Raw genomic sequence first — 15361 nt, 5'->3', positions numbered from 1 at the left:
GTGCGCCCGGGAACTCGCGCCGGATCGCACTTCGCTGAAGCACTCCCGCCGCACAGCCCGCACCGATCTTTTCGACCACGCCGCCCGCGAGGCGGCGATCTTCCCCTGTCCTCCGCATCTCCTCACACCCAGGGAGCGACCATGAAACGTACTCTCGCCGTAGGCCTGACCGCCCTGTGCGCCACCGCCGCCCTCACCGCCTGCTCCGGTCGCGACACCGCGACCGCGTCGGGTGACTGCGATCCCGGCATCACCGATACCGAGATAAGGTTCGGCACCAGCCTCATGCAGTCCGTCGCCGGCGCGCAGGCCACCGCGGCGACCGCGCTGTTCGAGGAGATCAATGCCGCGGGCGGCGTCGCGATGGGCGACGGTAAGTCCCGCAAGATCGTGTACACCGCGATGGACGACGGCTACGATCCCGCCCGCACGGTCGGCAATGTGCGGTCGCTGGTGGAGCAGGACCAGGTGTTCGCCATCCAGAATCTGATCGGCACCGCATCGACCCTGGCCGTCGTCGACTACCTTACCCAGAAGAACGTGCCGCTGGTGTTCCCGATGACCGGCACCGACGAGCTCCTCGCGACACACGACAAACGTCCCGTCGTCGCCGGCGCGGTGAATCCGCAGACCGGATGGGAGGTCTCGGAACGAGCCGCGCAGATCCTGCGCGACCATCCGCAGGCGAAGATCGCGGTGCTCTACCCCAACGACAGCCTCGGGGTCGGGAGCCGCGACGCGCTGAAGTCCGCACTCGAGGGCAGTGGCACCCGGATCGTCGCCGAGCAGTCGTACGAGCAGACGACACCGTCGGTGGACTCGCAGATCGTCAACCTCGCCAATTCCGGCGCCGACGTATTCGTCAACTTCGCGACCGCGAGCTTCGTGACCCAGTCGCTGAAGAAGGCGAACGAACTGAGCTGGAAGCCCGACACCTACATCTACTCGGGCGCCACCGACACCAACTTCGTGCTCGCGCCGGCCGGACCCGGTGCCGCGGAGGGCATTCACTCCTTCTACTGGATCTACGACGTCAGCAGCACCGAGCACGACACCCATCCGGGTGTGCGGAACTGGCGGGCCTTCGCCGAGCGCAATGCGGGGAAAGTGAAAACGACCGACACCATCGCGGCCACCGGCTACAACACCGCGCAGCTGCTCGTGACCGCCCTCGAACAGATGAAGGGCTGCACGCGCGCCGACCTCCTCGACGCCGTCGGGAACATGCGGGGCGTGACCACCGACCTGTCCATCGAGGGTGTCACCTTCGACACCACACCGGACTACCCGTACGTGATCACCTCCATGGCGCCGATGACGTTCCGCGACGGCAGCTGGCACTACGACGCCGTGGTCACGCGCGGTACCGAGGGATGACAACCGTGCCGGATGTAGCTGCCGCCGGGGCGGTACCCGCACTGCGCGTCGAGGAGGTGCGCCTGCGCTTCGGGGGCGTCGTCGCACTCGACGGGCCCTCGTTCACGATCGAACCCGGCCGCATCGTCGGGCTCATCGGCCCCAACGGCGCGGGTAAGACGACGCTGTTCAACTGCATCAGCCGCCTCTACCAACCGGATTCGGGACGTATCACCTTCGGCGACACCGATCTGCTGGCCCTGCCCGCGGCCGGGATCGCGGAGGCCGGGATCGCGCGCACCTTCCAGAACATCGGGCTGTTCCCCACGATGTCGGTGGTGGAGAACGTGCTCACCGGCGCGTACTCCCGCACCCGGGCCGGATTCGTCCGCACCGCCCTCGGACTGCCGCCGACCCGGCGAGAGGAGCGTCGTGAACGCGAACAGGCGTGGTCGCTGCTCGATTCGATGCAGCTCGCGCACGTCGGACCGGAGCCGGCGGGGAACCTGCCCTACGGCACCCTCAAGCGGATCGAACTCGCCCGGGCACTGATGCAGCGACCGCGGCTGCTCATGCTCGACGAACCGGCGAACGGGCTCATCCACGAGGAAGTGCTCGAGCTCGCCGCCACCGTTCGCGCCCTGTGCGATGAACGGGGATTCTCGGTGCTGCTCGTCGAGCATCACATGGCCATGGTGATGTCGATCTCCGACCGAGTGGTGGTGCTCAACTTCGGCCAGAAGGTCACCGAGGGCGAACCCGCCGAGGTGGCAGCGCATCCCGAGGTCGTCGAAGCGTACCTGGGAGGTGCGGCGTGAACCTGCTCGACGTCGAGGGGCTGCACGCCCGCTACGGCAGCGCGGAAGTGCTGCACGGCATCGACTTCGCGGTACCCGCCGGTGAGGTGACGGTGGTGCTCGGCGCGAACGGTGCCGGGAAGACCACCATCCTGCGATCGATCTGCGCGATGGTGCACACCACCGGGCGGATCGTGTTCGACGGGCGCGATATCTCCGGACTGCGCACCGATCGGATCGCCCGCCTCGGCGTCGCGCACGTACCGCAGGGACGCGGGACATTCGGCGACCTGACGGTCGAGGAGAACCTGCGGATCGGTGGATACACCACGTCCACCGCGGCGACCGACCGGGCGATCGAGCGGTGGTACGACTTCTTCCCGCGGCTGCGGGAGCGGCGGCGGCAGCCCGCGGCCGGGCTCAGCGGTGGCGAACAGCAGATGCTCGCCATCGCCCGGGCCCTGGTGGCCGGACCGCGACTGCTGTTGCTCGACGAGCCCTCGCTCGGACTGGCGCCCCGCATCACCCAGGAGGTGTTCCGGGCGCTCGCCCGGATCAACGCGGCCACCGGCACCACGATTCTCGTTGTCGAGCAGAACGCCCACCTCGCGCTCGACATCGGCACATCGGCGGTACTCGTCGACGCCGGTCGCGTCGTCGCCCAGCGTCCCGCGGACAGCCTCGCGCGCGACGAATCGGTGCGGCGCGCCTACCTAGGCTATTGAGCACAGGAGATCTGTTCATGCAAGTCTTTGCGCAACAAGTGGTGGACGGGCTGACGTGGGGCGCGCTGTACGCCGCGTTCGCGCTCAGTATCGTCCTGGTCTACCGGGCGTCCGGGATCGTCAATTTCGCCCAGGGCGAGATGGCGATGTTCTCGGCGTTCTTCGCGTGGCAGTTCCACCAGTGGGGTGCCCCGCTGTACCTCGCGATCCTGGGTGCGATGGGGGTGGCGTTCCTTGCCGGCGCCGCCGCCGAACGGGTGCTTATCCGGCCGCTCGCCGGATCGCGCGACCATATGCCGCTCGTCATCATCACGCTCGGTCTGATGCTCGTGCTCAACAGTGCCGCCGGCTGGATCTGGGGCGTGCAGAGCCGGGAGTTCCCGGCGATGGTGTCGGGGCCGGTGCTCACGCTGGGCCCGGTCGTGATGTCCCGGCAGTCCGTGGTGATCGTGGGCGCGGTCGTGGTGGTCGCCGCACTGCTGTTCGTGCTGTTCCAGCGGACGCGGGTCGGGCTGGCGATGCGGGCGGCGGCCGGTAACCCGGACTCCGCGCAACTGATCGGCGTGCCGGTCGGCCGGATGCTGATGATCGGCTGGGGGTTGGCCGCCGCCATCGGCGCGCTCGCCGCGTCCCTGGCCGCGCCGCAGCTGTTCCTGCAACCGAATATGCTCGTGGCGTCGCTGATCTACTCGTTCGCGGCCGCGGTCCTGGGCGGGCTCGACAGTCCGGTCGGCGCGATCGTCGGCGGCCTGTGTGTGGGGGTGGCCGAGAACCTCGCCGGTACGTATATCTCCTGGATCGGCCACGATTTCAAGCAGGCGGTCGCCCTCGTCCTCATCCTCGGTGTGCTCTTGCTGAAGCCGGAAGGGTTGTTCGGCGCCCGGAAGGTGGCACGGGTATGAGGGTCTTCGAACTACTCCGCCGTCCCCGCGCCGAACTCGACGCGCCGGTGTGGCTATCGCGTGCCACGATGATCCTGGTCGTGGTCGTCGCCGCGATGGCGCCGCTGGTGTCGGCGCCGTATGTGAACTTCGACCGCTCCATGGTGCTGGTGTACATCGTCGTCGGGCTGGGACTGAACCTGTTGACCGGTAATACCGGCCAGATCTCGCTGGGCCACGGCTTCTTCTTCGCGCTCGGCGCGTACCTGAGCGCGGTGCTGGTGGAGAACCACGGGGTGCCGTATCTGCTGCTGATCCCGATCGCGTTCGCGGCCGGCTACTTCGTGGGCTATCTGTTCGGGTTGCCGGCGCTGCGGTTGCACGGACTCCAGCTGGCGCTCGCCACCCTGGGTCTCGCGCTGGTGACACCCGCGGTCATCAAACGGTTCGAACACATCACCGACGGGCAGGCTGGTATCAATATCTTCGGTGCCGAGGCCCCCGAGTTCACCGGACTGGCCCGGGACCAGTGGGTCTACTATCTGTGCCTGGTCGTGGCACTGGTGGCGTATCTGGTGGTGCGCCGCCTCGCGACCGGCCGGATCGGCCGTTCGTTGATCGCGATCCGGGATTACGAAGCCGTCGCGACCACCCTGGGTGTACCCGCGACCCGGACCAAGACAACGATTTTCGCGTTCAGTGCCGCGCTCGCCGGGGTGGGCGGTGTGCTGTACAGCTTCGTGGTCCAGTACGTGGGCCCGGAGGCCTTCGGGCTGCCGCTCGCGATCGCCTTCATCACGATGATCGTCGTCGGCGGACTCGGCACGGTGCCCGGGGTGGTGTTCGGTGCCTTCTTCGTCGTGTACGTCCCGCAGTGGACCGCCGATATCAACCAGTCGGCCGCCGGAATCACCTACGGGGTGGCGTTGATCCTGTTCATCTTCGTGCTGCCCTACGGGGTGATCAGTCTCATCCGGCGAGGACTCGGACCGGTGGTCGCGCGTATCCCCGGCCGACGGCACGGCGGCCCCGCCGCCGCGGGTGTGCCGTCGGCCGCCCACCTCGAACAGGGGAGTACGGCCACCTCGGGAAGTACCCGCGGGTCGGGATCCGGTGTGCGGTAGCGGTTTCGCCACCGGCACCGCGCCCACCGGGGCTCCGCAGCCGGTGATGCGGAGCCCCGGTGCTCGGTCGTGCCCTCGGCTACCCGACTCGGGTTGTCTCGGCAGCCCGCACGCGGGCGATGATGGTCAGCACTCCGGACTAGGAGCACTCGTTCGGGGCCGGCTCGCCGCGTAGACGCGCATCGAGCCAGTCGAAAGCGCCGGGGAATCCTGTGGTCAGGCCGGTGACATGTTCACCCGGCTCGCTCCGGAAGACCGCGGGGACGCCGCGGTCGCACTGCGTGCGATACAGCTGCTGCGCCCCCTCGAGCGGAATCCAGAGATCGTGGGCGGCATGGTAGATGTACAGCGGCACCGCCGACGTCCGGTCGCTGAGATCCGTACGCGCGAAGATATCGTCGGCGACGGCGCTGTCGAGCGGGTGGGGAATATTCGCGGCGATTTCGAGCGGTATCCCGACCACACCCAGCGGCCCGAGCGCCTCACCGCACACATTGTTGATCGGCGAGGTGGCCACCCACTGGGCCAAATGGTTCATATTGGCGAGGATCTCGGGGTGCTCGCGGGCGTAGGCGAGCACGACCGCGAGCAGCACGCCGGAGGCGAACTTACCGTCGAAACTGTTCGCGACGACCCGGTTGTCGGTGACGAGCCCGCCCATCGACGCGCCCACCACCGCCTCGGCCAATTCCGGCGCGTAGTCGTCGAGCAGCATGGCCGCCGAGTAGGAGGCGATCGCGCCCCCGGAGTATCCGGTCAGCGCGAAACGGCTGCCACCGAACTCCGATTCGGGCAGCGAGCGCACGGCGCGAATGCTGTCGAGGATGACATGTGCGGCGACATTCGGTTCCGCATAGGCCATGAACGGGCCTTCGTGATCGGGAATCAGTACCGCGTACCCACGGTTCACTGCCGACTCGGTCGTGGGGGTCAACGCGTCGATGGCACTGCTGCTGGCGCCGTCTTCGCCGTGTGCCATCGTATAACCGGGCGTACACCGCAGGCCGAGCGAGTTGATCGGCTTGTTGTCCACCAGGACCGGCCGGCTGCCGGGACCTGTCCACGCCGCCGCCGGAACTACCAGGGTCGCCGTGCCGAAGGAGGGCGCCCCCGCCGCGGACGCCGACCGGAATTTCAGCAATACGGCACGGCCCACCGGCGCCTCGATCCGCGGCGCGGCGATCGCGGTGATGTCACGCTGTTCGATCACCGCACCCGCGGCCATCGTGTCCAATCCGGACGGCCAGGTGTCGAAGATCGGGTCACCCGTCGGCGGAGACTGCACCGCGTGCCACAGTGCCGCCAGTTCCGGCGGCATATCCCCGATCGGCGATGCGGGGACGTCGGGCAGTGGGGGCGGGGGAAGGGCATCGTCGATACCGCGCTGTAGGCCGGAGGGGGCCGGTGGGCCCGGCACCTCCTCGGCGACGGCCGCCGGCTGACCCGCGAGGATCAGGCAGCCTGCCGTGGTCACACCTGTCAGCGCCCGCACGAGACCTATCCGCGCACGGACCCAATTCATAGAGCTACCTCTCGAGATCGGTGATATGTCCTCGGGTCATCGCCGTCGAAGACACGCAGAAACCCGTCGCGTGCCCGCCGTTCGTCTCGGCGAAAAGCGTCTGTGTGCACGCTGGTCGGGTGACTCGAGAGTATACGGTCCGGTCGGAGGCCCGGTCATCGAGCGTCGGATCCGGACTTTTCAGCACGGTCGCGCGATTCCGTGTGAATCCGCCACAAACGCCTCGCCGGGCGCCAGGGACTCGTTCGTTCCACCCGCGTGGTGTGCGAGCGGCCGCGTTATGGCTATACGGCGGTGCTTCGCGCCGCGCTGACCGGGCACCGTCGATGTGCTCGTCATCTCGCCGGGCCGGGCGCGGCTTGCTATTCGGGCTCGGTGGGAGCGGCGGTGACAATATCGCGGCTGCGCGTGCGTGCCGCGAGGGAACGCAACGCGGCCAGTACCGTATCGATCGCGGCCGCGCGCGTATCCGGAAGCAGGGACCCGCATACAACGGTGCCGCGCCCGCAGCACGCACCGCAGCACACTCCTTGCAATTAGGGAGGTCCGATGTACGCCCCATTACAGAAGCCTGGTTTAGAACGACCTTTCGGCTGGACGCTTGCGGAGCGCACTGCGGGTGTGTGGTCGATGCGTTTGCCGACCTCGACACCCGCAGAAGGCTTCTGGTGTCCAACCGGACGATTACCGTAGGCGTTCCGAGCCGACGGATATGCCCGCGCCACATAGTGTGTATGCGTGGTGGCCGGTTCTGGGAGAGAACCAGAACTTCAACACTGGAAAGGACAAGCGTAGAGATCCATTGATGGATCGGCCCGCGCTTGATCACTCGCCGTCATGGAAGGGTTCTGGTATGGCATGCCCTGGAAAGTCGGAGGTGCCGAGTGGAAGCGATTCGCAGTGCGATACCCGAACTCTGCTGAATTCTTCAGTATGGTCGCGCTCTTTCGACGAACTGCCCTGGCCGAGCCGGGACCAGGCGCCGCGGCATGTGGCGGTGGTCCTCAACGGTAACCGCCGGTGGGCACGAGCCCGAGGTCTCGATCCCGTCGAGGGGCATCGCGCGGGTGCGGCACACGTACAGCGCTTCCTGAGCTGGTGCCGACGAGCACAGATCGATATCGTCACGTTGTGGCTCATGTCGCGGAGCAACTTGGCCCGGCCGGCGCAGCAGCTTCAGCCTCTGTATCCCGTCATCGTGAAGCTGGTCAACGATATCGCCGCGGCCCAGCAGTATCGGCTACGGCATATAGGCGACTTGTCGCTGCTGCCGACTTCGTTAGCGGCTGCGCTGACGGAAGTCGAGAGTACGTCGCGTGACGTCGACGGAATGGCGGTGAACCTTGCTGTCGGGTACGCGGGGCGGCGCGATCTCCTCACCGCTATCAACAGACTTCTCGATCGCATGTCGGAACGTGACACGATGGTGCGGATCAGTGAGCAGGACGTGTCGCAGCCATTCGCCACTGCCGGTCAACCCGACCCCGACCTGGTGATCCGTACCTCCGGCGAGATTCGACTGTCCGGGTTCTTGCTATGGCAGGCAGCCGAAGCAGAGTACATGTTCAGCGACAAAATGTGGCCGGATTTCAGCGTCCACGATTTCGTCGATGTTCTGTGTGACTACAGCGGTCGCGACTGCGGGCTGGGGCGCTGACGTGGCCGATATCGACTTGGCGGAATTCGAACACAGATCGATAGAACCCTGGACGAACTCATCGATCGAAAGCTGATGGATGCTCGGAGTCCACGCCGCGAGCGATCTTGCTGGTGGCCAGCCAGTCTCGAAGTGTCGCCGGATCCATACAGCCGCATGTGAAGGTATTCGTTGACATTCGGCATATGGCGGCGATGTCTGGTGCAGGACGCCGACCAGCCAGGTACGTTGTGTGGCAGAGAATCTCTGGAATTGGGCTGGGGTGCTCGAATGGCGCAAGCGATTCGCGATATCGAACAGGGTGGTGCCGTAGCGCTCCAGAAGCGGCTTACCGACTGGGATCGGAGTGGGACTTTCCAGAATTCGTTGGATGTACGCCGCCACAGTTATGAAGCCGCTGGGATCATCGCAGATGGTCCATTGTCACAGTGGGCGTCAGCAAAAGCTGGTCCCCCAGTACGTCCACAAAGCTGCCGAAAACTTCCGGTTCCAGCGCGGTGAGGTGTCGATCGAATATTCCATTCCGACGCGTTCGTGGCGATCATCTCAACTCTCTCATGGGAGTCTCCGTACAGTGCGTCCCGACCCAGCCGTTCGATGGCACGATTGGTTACCCGGTCGGCGGCTTCGTTGATTTCAGCTTCTATCGGGCAGCGGATAGGCGGTTGGTCGTACCGTCCAAGCAGCAGAACGCAGAGTCGATGCGGGCGCTCGCGGCGCCGGGCCGTTACGGGATCTCGGTCGGCCGCAAATGGGTGGAGTGGGTGATGCGTGGCGCCGGGCTGCAGGACGCGTTTCTGCGGAGACGGTGGCGGTCCGGATCCACGCGGGCCGATCCACCGGCGGCGCCCGCACCGGATCTGGTCAAACGGGTCTTCACTGCGGGTCGGCCGAACCGATTGGGGGTGGACGATGCGACTCGGATCCCCTGTGAGCAAGCGCGTTCTGGGCGGCTGCGGCGCGGGACGCCGTTCTCCGACGGGATCGTGGGCTGGAAGACCCGGATCTTTGCTATCGGTCGCGACACAGAGGTAGTTCTGCTGGAGTCGGCGATCTGGAGCTGTGACCTCCGTGACGGTGAGCTGATTCATCGCAGCGACAGGGGGCTCGTCCTATGCAGCGAGACGTGTATTAATCAGTTGGCCGACAACGGGATCGCGCAGTCGATGTGACGGGTCGGCGGCAGCCAGGGCAATGCGTTGATGGACAACTTCTTCTCCACCTGGAAAACCGAGCTGATCGATCGCCGGATCTGGCGAACTCGTGACGAGGCCGAGAACGCCCTGTTCGCCTATATCGATGTCTCGCGCAGTGGCCAGCGCTTTCAGAAGAAGCTGGGTTGGCGGTCACCAGACGACTTCGAAGCGAGCTAAACCACCGGTTCCGGCCGGAAACTGCTTGCCCTCCAGCGATGTGGAGAAACCTCACTGTGGCGGCACCCGGAGGATCCACTACCCGGATATGCTTCGCCGGCAGCTGCGGCCTTCAAGGATGTTTGGGATCGCGAACGTGCCGATATGCTCCCGCACTGGCAACACCGAGCCGCGCTCAACTGGTCGAAACTCTTCGAATCCGTAGTTGCCGAAACGAAGAATCGGGTCGGGAGCCGGATACCGGACAAGGTGGAGTACGACCGGATACGGGACAATTCCGGGCTAATGTATGTCCTGCTGGATTCCTCCGAGTTGATCTGCGATTGCCAGGTGTCGCTCGCTGTACAGGAGAGCCCCGAACTTCAGCGTATGCGTTTGGCAACGGTCAGGGGGTGTAACTACATTCAAGACTTGTTCTCGGTGAATAAAGAGGAGATTCAGGATGATCCGAACAACATAGTGTTCGTTCTCGGTAATCAGAACACATTGACCCGAAGCGAATCCTATCGTGCCGCTGTGGCGCTCGTTCGCGAGATCACCGACGACTTCCTGCGTGCCGAGGCACGAATCCCTCGGATGCTCGACCGGCTGGGCGCGTCGGTCGAGGACAGAAAGGCGACATACTTGCTGGTGGACAATATGAGAGCCAACTTCGCGGCAGCGTACGAATGGACGCGTAATTCGAACCGGTACACATCCTCGGCCCGCACCCGGGAAGAACAGCCGGGCTTCCTCGGCGACGTGGGCACGCGGCGATTGATCTCATAGAACTCCACCTCGATCGCCGGCCCCGAGGCGACGGTCATTCGGTGCTCCGTCGCCGGCGGCTCGCCGCGTGCTCCGTCCGATCGAGCTCGCGCTCACCGCGCTTCCGCTCGTCTACCTGCTGTGGGGCATCCTGGTAGCGATCTGCGCCACCGATCTCATCTCCCCGGCACGAAGCGGTTCTTGCGCCTCGTCCGGCCTAACGATCATGGTCGGTATCGAGCTGATCCCACCACCATCGCACACTCGGGAGCGGCACCGGGTCGGAGCTGTCGTCGGACGGGGTAGTGGTGATGCGCGGTGTGGTGGTGTTTCCGGCTGCGCGGAAGCGGGCAGCCTCTCTGCCGAATTCGATATTGCCGGAGACGATATACTCGAGGTTTGTCAAGTATCTCCGCAAGCCGCTGCCGGCGCCGGGCCACATCTGAGCACGTAATCGGTTATAAAGGTGCATTATTCGGTCACGGAGCGCGATTACCTGGACGACGGCGTCGGTGAACGACATTTCCTGGTGCTCGTTGCGGACGAGGTGAAAGAGGTCGATATGCGAGTCGCCCTGGGCCACGGTCTTGGCATGGGAGTATCGTTCGTTATCGATGACGAGGATCGTCATGGCGGCCTCGGTGGCGGCGCGCACGGCGGGCGAGTCCAGAACGTAGTCGGATAGGTCCCTACTGCTGCGGTTGGCGAGCATGGCCGCTGCACCTGCGGCCAGTCCGGTGGCCATCGACCAGTATCTGAGCGTCAGATAGTCGTTCAGGGTGAGCGGTAGGTCGTTGTGCTGAATGTCTTGTTCCCAGAGAATACCGAGTAACCACTGCCGGATCGACTCTGAAAACCATCGCATCTGAGTTGAGTCGGCCCAAATCCGCATGCGGTGAACGATATCGGCGAGGGCTTCGGCAATACCTTCGCCGGTCAGCAGGGCACTGGAAGGTTCCTCCGCGACGCGGACCAGTCGAGCCAGCATGTCGGTCGGATTGCGGCCGATTCTTCCGGTCGGCACGGCCGTGTCGGTGAGGTCGTCGACCATTATGGCCCAAGCGGAGCAATAAGCCATGGTCTGCATGCGTTCTCGCGGTGCATCGGGATAGAAGAGGGACGCCAGCAAACTTCCCGCGCGGGCGTACATGTCGCTGTGTTGCGGATTGTTGCCGCCCAATTCGACGCGACGTGCCCACTCGATCATATCGAGCTGCACTACATCTGTGGCCGGGTGCCGCTTCGTCTCGAAGGGACAGTAGAACCCCGGAAAGTCCGGGCCGGTGACGTCGATCGGTGTTTGATTGCTCTGCTGCACGACCTGGTCCTTTGTAATCGGCCTCGCGCGTGGGGAGGCGTGAATGAAACCGTTCGGTGACCGCCGCAGCGGCTCAGGCTTGCTGAATAGCTCGAGCGTGGTCGAGCTGGGCGCGGGCCACCTCCATGGCGCGACTGCACCAGGTGTGGGCCGGTCCCGGGGTGGGTAAAGCGGCGACCATGCGGTCGGCGAGGGCGAGTTCGGTGCCGGCGTAGGACATCAGATCGGTGACCGTCCAACCGTCGGGGAGGAAGTCGATGCCGCGTTCCCGGTCGACAGCCAGGCCGGCGAGGATATTCGCGGCCTGGACGCCGCGGGCGTAGCTCATCATCTGGCTGCGGTCGACCTGGGTGCCGTCGTGCCATGCCCACATATCGCACAGCAGCGTGGCCACCACTCCGGCGACCGAGAAGGTGTAGTGGTCGAGGTCGTCCACATCGTGCAGACGCCACTCCTTGGTGGACCACACCGCCATCCGGTTGGCCATCGCTATGGCGGCGTCCACGATCCGTGGCGCGATGAAAGCGGGCGCGAGCTCGCACCAGTCCGCGAGCCGCAAGGACACCTCGGGCAGGACATCGTGGTGGTCCGCGAAGGCGATGCGGAGACGACCGTCGATATTGCGGGTCTGCAACGCGCAGGCCACATCGGTCAGCAACATCTCCTTCACGGATGCGTCCAGCTCCGGATGGTCCTCGATCTCGTCGATGCCCCGGAAGAGCAGGTAGAACGAGACCTTCGCCTCCTGTAGGCCGGGCGGCATTTGCGAGAGTGGCCGGTGGTATGTGGTCGACCAGCGCCGGACCTCGTCCAGTGCACTGTTCAGATCTGTCATGACAGATACCTCCCGGGGCGAATTGTGGAGAGTGGAAACCATCTCGGCATATTCCGAGGCGGGGTGCCGCAAGTGCGGCCATCGGGTGGTCGCCGTGGCTCCGGCGGGATGTGTCAGCGGGGCTCGGCCTTCGCGCTGCGGTTCCGGTCGTCGAAGCGGAGCGTGGTCTCAGTTTGGGCCGGTCGGCACACCGGCGGAAGGTGCCTGCGCGCATGTGCCGAATGCGCGGGCCGCATAGCGGTGGCGCGGCAGGGGAACACCGGTCGCGAACAGCCATCGTCGGGCCCGGTGATCGGCACGGAGCTGTTCATCGCCGCGGGTATCGGTCGGGTGGATCTGTTGCGCCGGCTCTTATCAGCCTTTGGGTATGTCGGCGTGCCAGGTCCGCTGTGCGCCGGCCGCCAGCATCGCCGCACCGATGGCTGCCGCCGAGTCGGCATCGGTCAGGGCGATCACGCAGCCACCGAGTCCCCCGCCGGTGAGTTTGGCGCCGTACGCGCCAGCGCGTCGCGCGGACGTGGTCAAGCGGTCGATTCCCGGGGTGCTGACGCTCAGTTCGCGGAGGAGCGAATGGAAATCGTTCATGCTCTGCCCCAGTGCGCGCATGCGGCCGGCTGCCAGCTCTTGTACCGCCGACTCGGTGAGTTCGTTCGCTCGCGCGAGTAGACGCCGCGCCAGTGTCCGGTCGCGGTGCAGCGTGGTCCGTGCGGTGGCCACCGCACGGTCGGTCCGGCCCGGGGTGCCGGTATCGGCGATGACGAGAACCGCGTCGGCCGGTGTGGTGATCGGCCGGATGTCGCCTGCCGCGAAGCGGAGGGGCCGGCGGGCTGTCACAGTGACGGCATCGACGCCACTGGCCCGGCCGTGCGAGACATGCTCACCGATTTGCACGAGCTCGTAGAGAGAGCGTGCGTCGGGGGTGACGCCGTGCAGGTCGGCGACCGCGCGGACGGTCGCGGCGGCGGTCGCCGCACTGGACCCGAGTCCGCGGGCGGGCGGGATACGACTGCGCACCCGTACCTCGACGCTTTCGCCGGGACGACCCCAACGGCGCAGCGAAGCCGCCACCACGGCGGAACCGGGGTCGTCCGTTGTCTCGGTGTCGGCGGAGGCGGTGAATCGACTGTCGAATATGTCGTCGCTGCCGCCGTCGTCGGGTGGTGGGCGCTGCCGGGTGTCCGTCGGTGTGACGACCACCTCGACGGTGAGATCGCGCAATGGCACCGCGACCGCGGGTAGTCCATAGACCACGGTGTGTTCACCGATCAAGATCGCTTTCGCGTGCGCACGGCCCGATCCGGATACGCCCCGATGCGTACTTCTCATGGTGGGCATGACGTGTACCTCCGGGGTAGCCGATGCGCGGGCCGGTGCCGACGGGCCGGTGTCGATCTCGATTGCGATTGTCTTCGGATCTCACCGTCGCGCACTTCCACTGCCCGCTGAAGCTCGTGTGCGGCATACCGGAAATGCGTGCCCGGCATACCATGCGCGCACTGCTACGACATGGCGGTGCGCAGTGCCGAGCGCAATGCTGTGCCGTGTTCGGTAGCGCCGGCGGCGGTGAGCTCCTGCGCGGCGCGACGAATCTGGTTGCCGATTCGTTCCGATCCGGTTTCGGTCGCGATCACCAGCGCCTGCCGGGCGGTGGCGAGCGCCTCGTCGTGCTGTGTGGTCCGGGCCTGCGCGCAGGCGAGCAGCGCCAGTCCGCGGCCGAAATCGCGTCGGTTCGTCGATTGCCAATGTGTCAGCGCGGTTTCGAGTGATTCGATCGCCCTGTCGGTAAGGTCGAGCTCTATCCAGCAGTCCGCGGCCTCCACGGCGAGGAACTCGGCGGTGCAGTATCCGGCCAGATCGGTGTCCTCGTCACCGGCATCCTCGGCGTATTCCGCTGCCAGGTCGATGCTCCGGGCACACTCCTCCGGTCGGCCCAGGCGGGCGTGGCCGCGGGCGTGCTGGCGTAGCGCGAGGGCGCGTAGTCGAGGCATCGACGAATCCGAGTGGCGTCGCGCCTGTTCCGCCAGCTCGAGTACCGACCGTGCGGCGCCGAGATCTTCCGCGAGGTTGCTCTGCCGCATTCGCACGTAGGACTTCAACCGAGCGTCGTCGAGTTCGTGTGCGAGGGTGAACGCGATATTCGACCAGTCGGTGGCCTGCCGGAAGTTTCCCGCGTCCTGGTGCAGCCAGCCGAGGAACTCGGCGTACCTGGCGTGTACGTGCCGGAACTTCCGGCGCGCCGGGCCGTCGCCGGATCGGTGGAGTTCCTCGATCACCCGGACCTGCGCTTCGACCACCGGCAGCAGCGTGCGCGGGCCGAAGCCCACGTCGGCCCGGACGTACTGCTCGAGATTGATCAGTAGCGAATCGGCCAGGCCGGGATCGGGCCCCAGGGCCGTGATATCGACGGACCTTCCACTGGGCAGTCGCACCCGTCCGGGAGTCGGCCGATCCTCCGGATCCTTCTCGGTGTCGAACCAGAGCAGTGCGGACGGTACGGCGAGCACTCGCGCGTAGTGGGTCAGTTTGTCCAGATCATGTATTCGACTGCGGCCGTTCTCGAGACGACTGAGCTGACCCTGCGTGATCCCGAGCCACTGCGCCATTTCGGCTTGCGGTATCGGCCGGGCGCCGTGCGCCGGGTGGTGTCGATAGCTGCGGACCACGGCGGCCATATCCCGGCTCGCCAATGCGGCACGCATCGTCCGCGTCCGCCACTCGGCGGGCGGCAGCAATGGCGGCCGTCCGCGCTGCCGTCCGCACGGTGTGCAGATCTCGTCGTCGTGGTACGCGGCGATCCGGGCACCGCATCTGATGCAGAGGCGAACTGTGCGGCCGGATGGGTCCCGATCGGACTCTCCGGCGGATTCGCTGCCCTGACGACGGGTCTCGTTCTTGCCGGTTGCAGGAGACACTTTCATAGACGAACACTCACAGACTTCGATGGATTGTCCGGTGTAACCCGAATGGCCGGGACCGAGCCGCGGCCGGGAATGTGGCACCAGCGTACTAGTCGAGCATGGCAGAGC

The 15361-nt window shown here is 65.9% G+C and carries 14 protein-coding genes; 9 read left to right on the top strand and 5 right to left on the bottom strand.

The features are described 5' to 3' along the window. Positions 1-141 precede the first annotated feature (141 nt). From NGR01S_RS04895 to NGR01S_RS04875, 5 genes are read left to right on the top strand one after another with little or no spacing between them, the layout of a single operon-like run. Positions 142-1377 carry an ABC transporter substrate-binding protein gene (locus tag NGR01S_RS04895; RefSeq protein ID WP_063034905.1) on the top strand — a complete coding sequence of 412 codons (1236 nt, stop codon included), beginning with the start codon at positions 142-144 and terminating at the stop codon, positions 1375-1377. Further along, positions 1374-2174, top strand: coding sequence for an ABC transporter ATP-binding protein (locus NGR01S_RS04890; RefSeq protein WP_063034904.1), 801 nt, complete (start codon positions 1374-1376; stop codon positions 2172-2174). The genes NGR01S_RS04895 and NGR01S_RS04890 overlap by 4 nt, the downstream gene beginning before the upstream one ends. Continuing rightward, on the top strand, positions 2171-2878 hold the full coding sequence (locus tag NGR01S_RS04885; RefSeq protein ID WP_063034903.1) for an ABC transporter ATP-binding protein: 708 nt from the start codon (positions 2171-2173) through the stop codon (positions 2876-2878). Before NGR01S_RS04890 ends, NGR01S_RS04885 begins: the two co-directional genes overlap by 4 nt. Positions 2879-2895: 17 nt before the next feature. Then, complete coding sequence (locus tag NGR01S_RS04880) at positions 2896-3780, top strand: branched-chain amino acid ABC transporter permease (protein WP_063035003.1); 885 nt, start codon at positions 2896-2898, stop codon at positions 3778-3780. After that, positions 3777-4883: a branched-chain amino acid ABC transporter permease gene (locus NGR01S_RS04875; protein ID WP_084480366.1), complete on the top strand. Its 1107-nt coding sequence runs from the start codon at positions 3777-3779 to the stop codon at positions 4881-4883. The genes NGR01S_RS04880 and NGR01S_RS04875 overlap by 4 nt, the downstream gene beginning before the upstream one ends. Positions 4884-5022: 139 nt before the next feature. On the opposite strand, the gene NGR01S_RS04870 is transcribed toward NGR01S_RS04875, so the two are convergent. Beyond that, complete coding sequence (locus tag NGR01S_RS04870; RefSeq protein ID WP_084480365.1) at positions 5023-6405, bottom strand: lipase family protein; 1383 nt, start codon at positions 6403-6405, stop codon at positions 5023-5025. A 712-nt stretch (positions 6406-7117) separates the two neighbouring features. Between NGR01S_RS04870 and uppS the strand changes: the two genes are divergently transcribed. The 4 genes from uppS (at position 7118) to NGR01S_RS04855 (ending at position 10203) form a co-directional block, all read left to right on the top strand. Beyond that, positions 7118-8062 (top strand): polyprenyl diphosphate synthase, encoded by a 945-nt coding sequence (gene uppS / locus NGR01S_RS29970; RefSeq protein ID WP_307718759.1) that lies wholly within the window; start codon positions 7118-7120, stop codon positions 8060-8062. 428 nt (positions 8063-8490) lie between these two features. Further along, positions 8491-9234, top strand: a complete 744-nt coding sequence (locus NGR01S_RS04860; RefSeq protein WP_157107118.1) for a hypothetical protein — start codon at positions 8491-8493, stop codon at positions 9232-9234. A 30-nt stretch (positions 9235-9264) separates the two neighbouring features. Further along, positions 9265-9435, top strand: a complete 171-nt coding sequence (locus tag NGR01S_RS30790; protein ID WP_157107117.1) for an IS3 family transposase — start codon at positions 9265-9267, stop codon at positions 9433-9435. 21 nt (positions 9436-9456) lie between these two features. Next, positions 9457-10203: a terpene synthase family protein gene (locus NGR01S_RS04855; RefSeq protein WP_307718761.1), complete on the top strand. Its 747-nt coding sequence runs from the start codon at positions 9457-9459 to the stop codon at positions 10201-10203. 196 nt (positions 10204-10399) lie between these two features. Here the strand turns inward: NGR01S_RS04855 and NGR01S_RS04850 are convergent, their stop codons facing one another. The 4 genes from NGR01S_RS04850 to NGR01S_RS04835 all read right to left on the bottom strand — a co-directional run bounded on the left by NGR01S_RS04850 (position 10400) and on the right by NGR01S_RS04835 (position 15034). Beyond that, positions 10400-11500, bottom strand: coding sequence for a terpene synthase family protein (locus NGR01S_RS04850; protein WP_063034899.1), 1101 nt, complete (start codon positions 11498-11500; stop codon positions 10400-10402). Positions 11501-11573: 73 nt separating this feature from the next. After that, positions 11574-12335, bottom strand: coding sequence for a squalene/phytoene synthase family protein (locus NGR01S_RS04845; protein ID WP_063034898.1), 762 nt, complete (start codon positions 12333-12335; stop codon positions 11574-11576). A gap of 354 nt (positions 12336-12689) precedes the next feature. Continuing rightward, positions 12690-13670, bottom strand: a complete 981-nt coding sequence (mvk, locus tag NGR01S_RS04840) for a mevalonate kinase (protein WP_063034897.1) — start codon at positions 13668-13670, stop codon at positions 12690-12692. 164 nt (positions 13671-13834) lie between these two features. Next, positions 13835-15034: a helix-turn-helix domain-containing protein gene (locus tag NGR01S_RS04835; RefSeq protein ID WP_157107115.1), complete on the bottom strand. Its 1200-nt coding sequence runs from the start codon at positions 15032-15034 to the stop codon at positions 13835-13837. Between the last annotated feature and the right edge of the window lie 327 nt (positions 15035-15361).

The organism is Nocardia grenadensis NBRC 108939 (genome assembly GCF_001613445.1).
Taxonomy (GTDB): domain Bacteria; phylum Actinomycetota; class Actinomycetes; order Mycobacteriales; family Mycobacteriaceae; genus Nocardia; species Nocardia grenadensis.
This window is presented reverse-complemented; position numbering and strand designations above follow the sequence as displayed.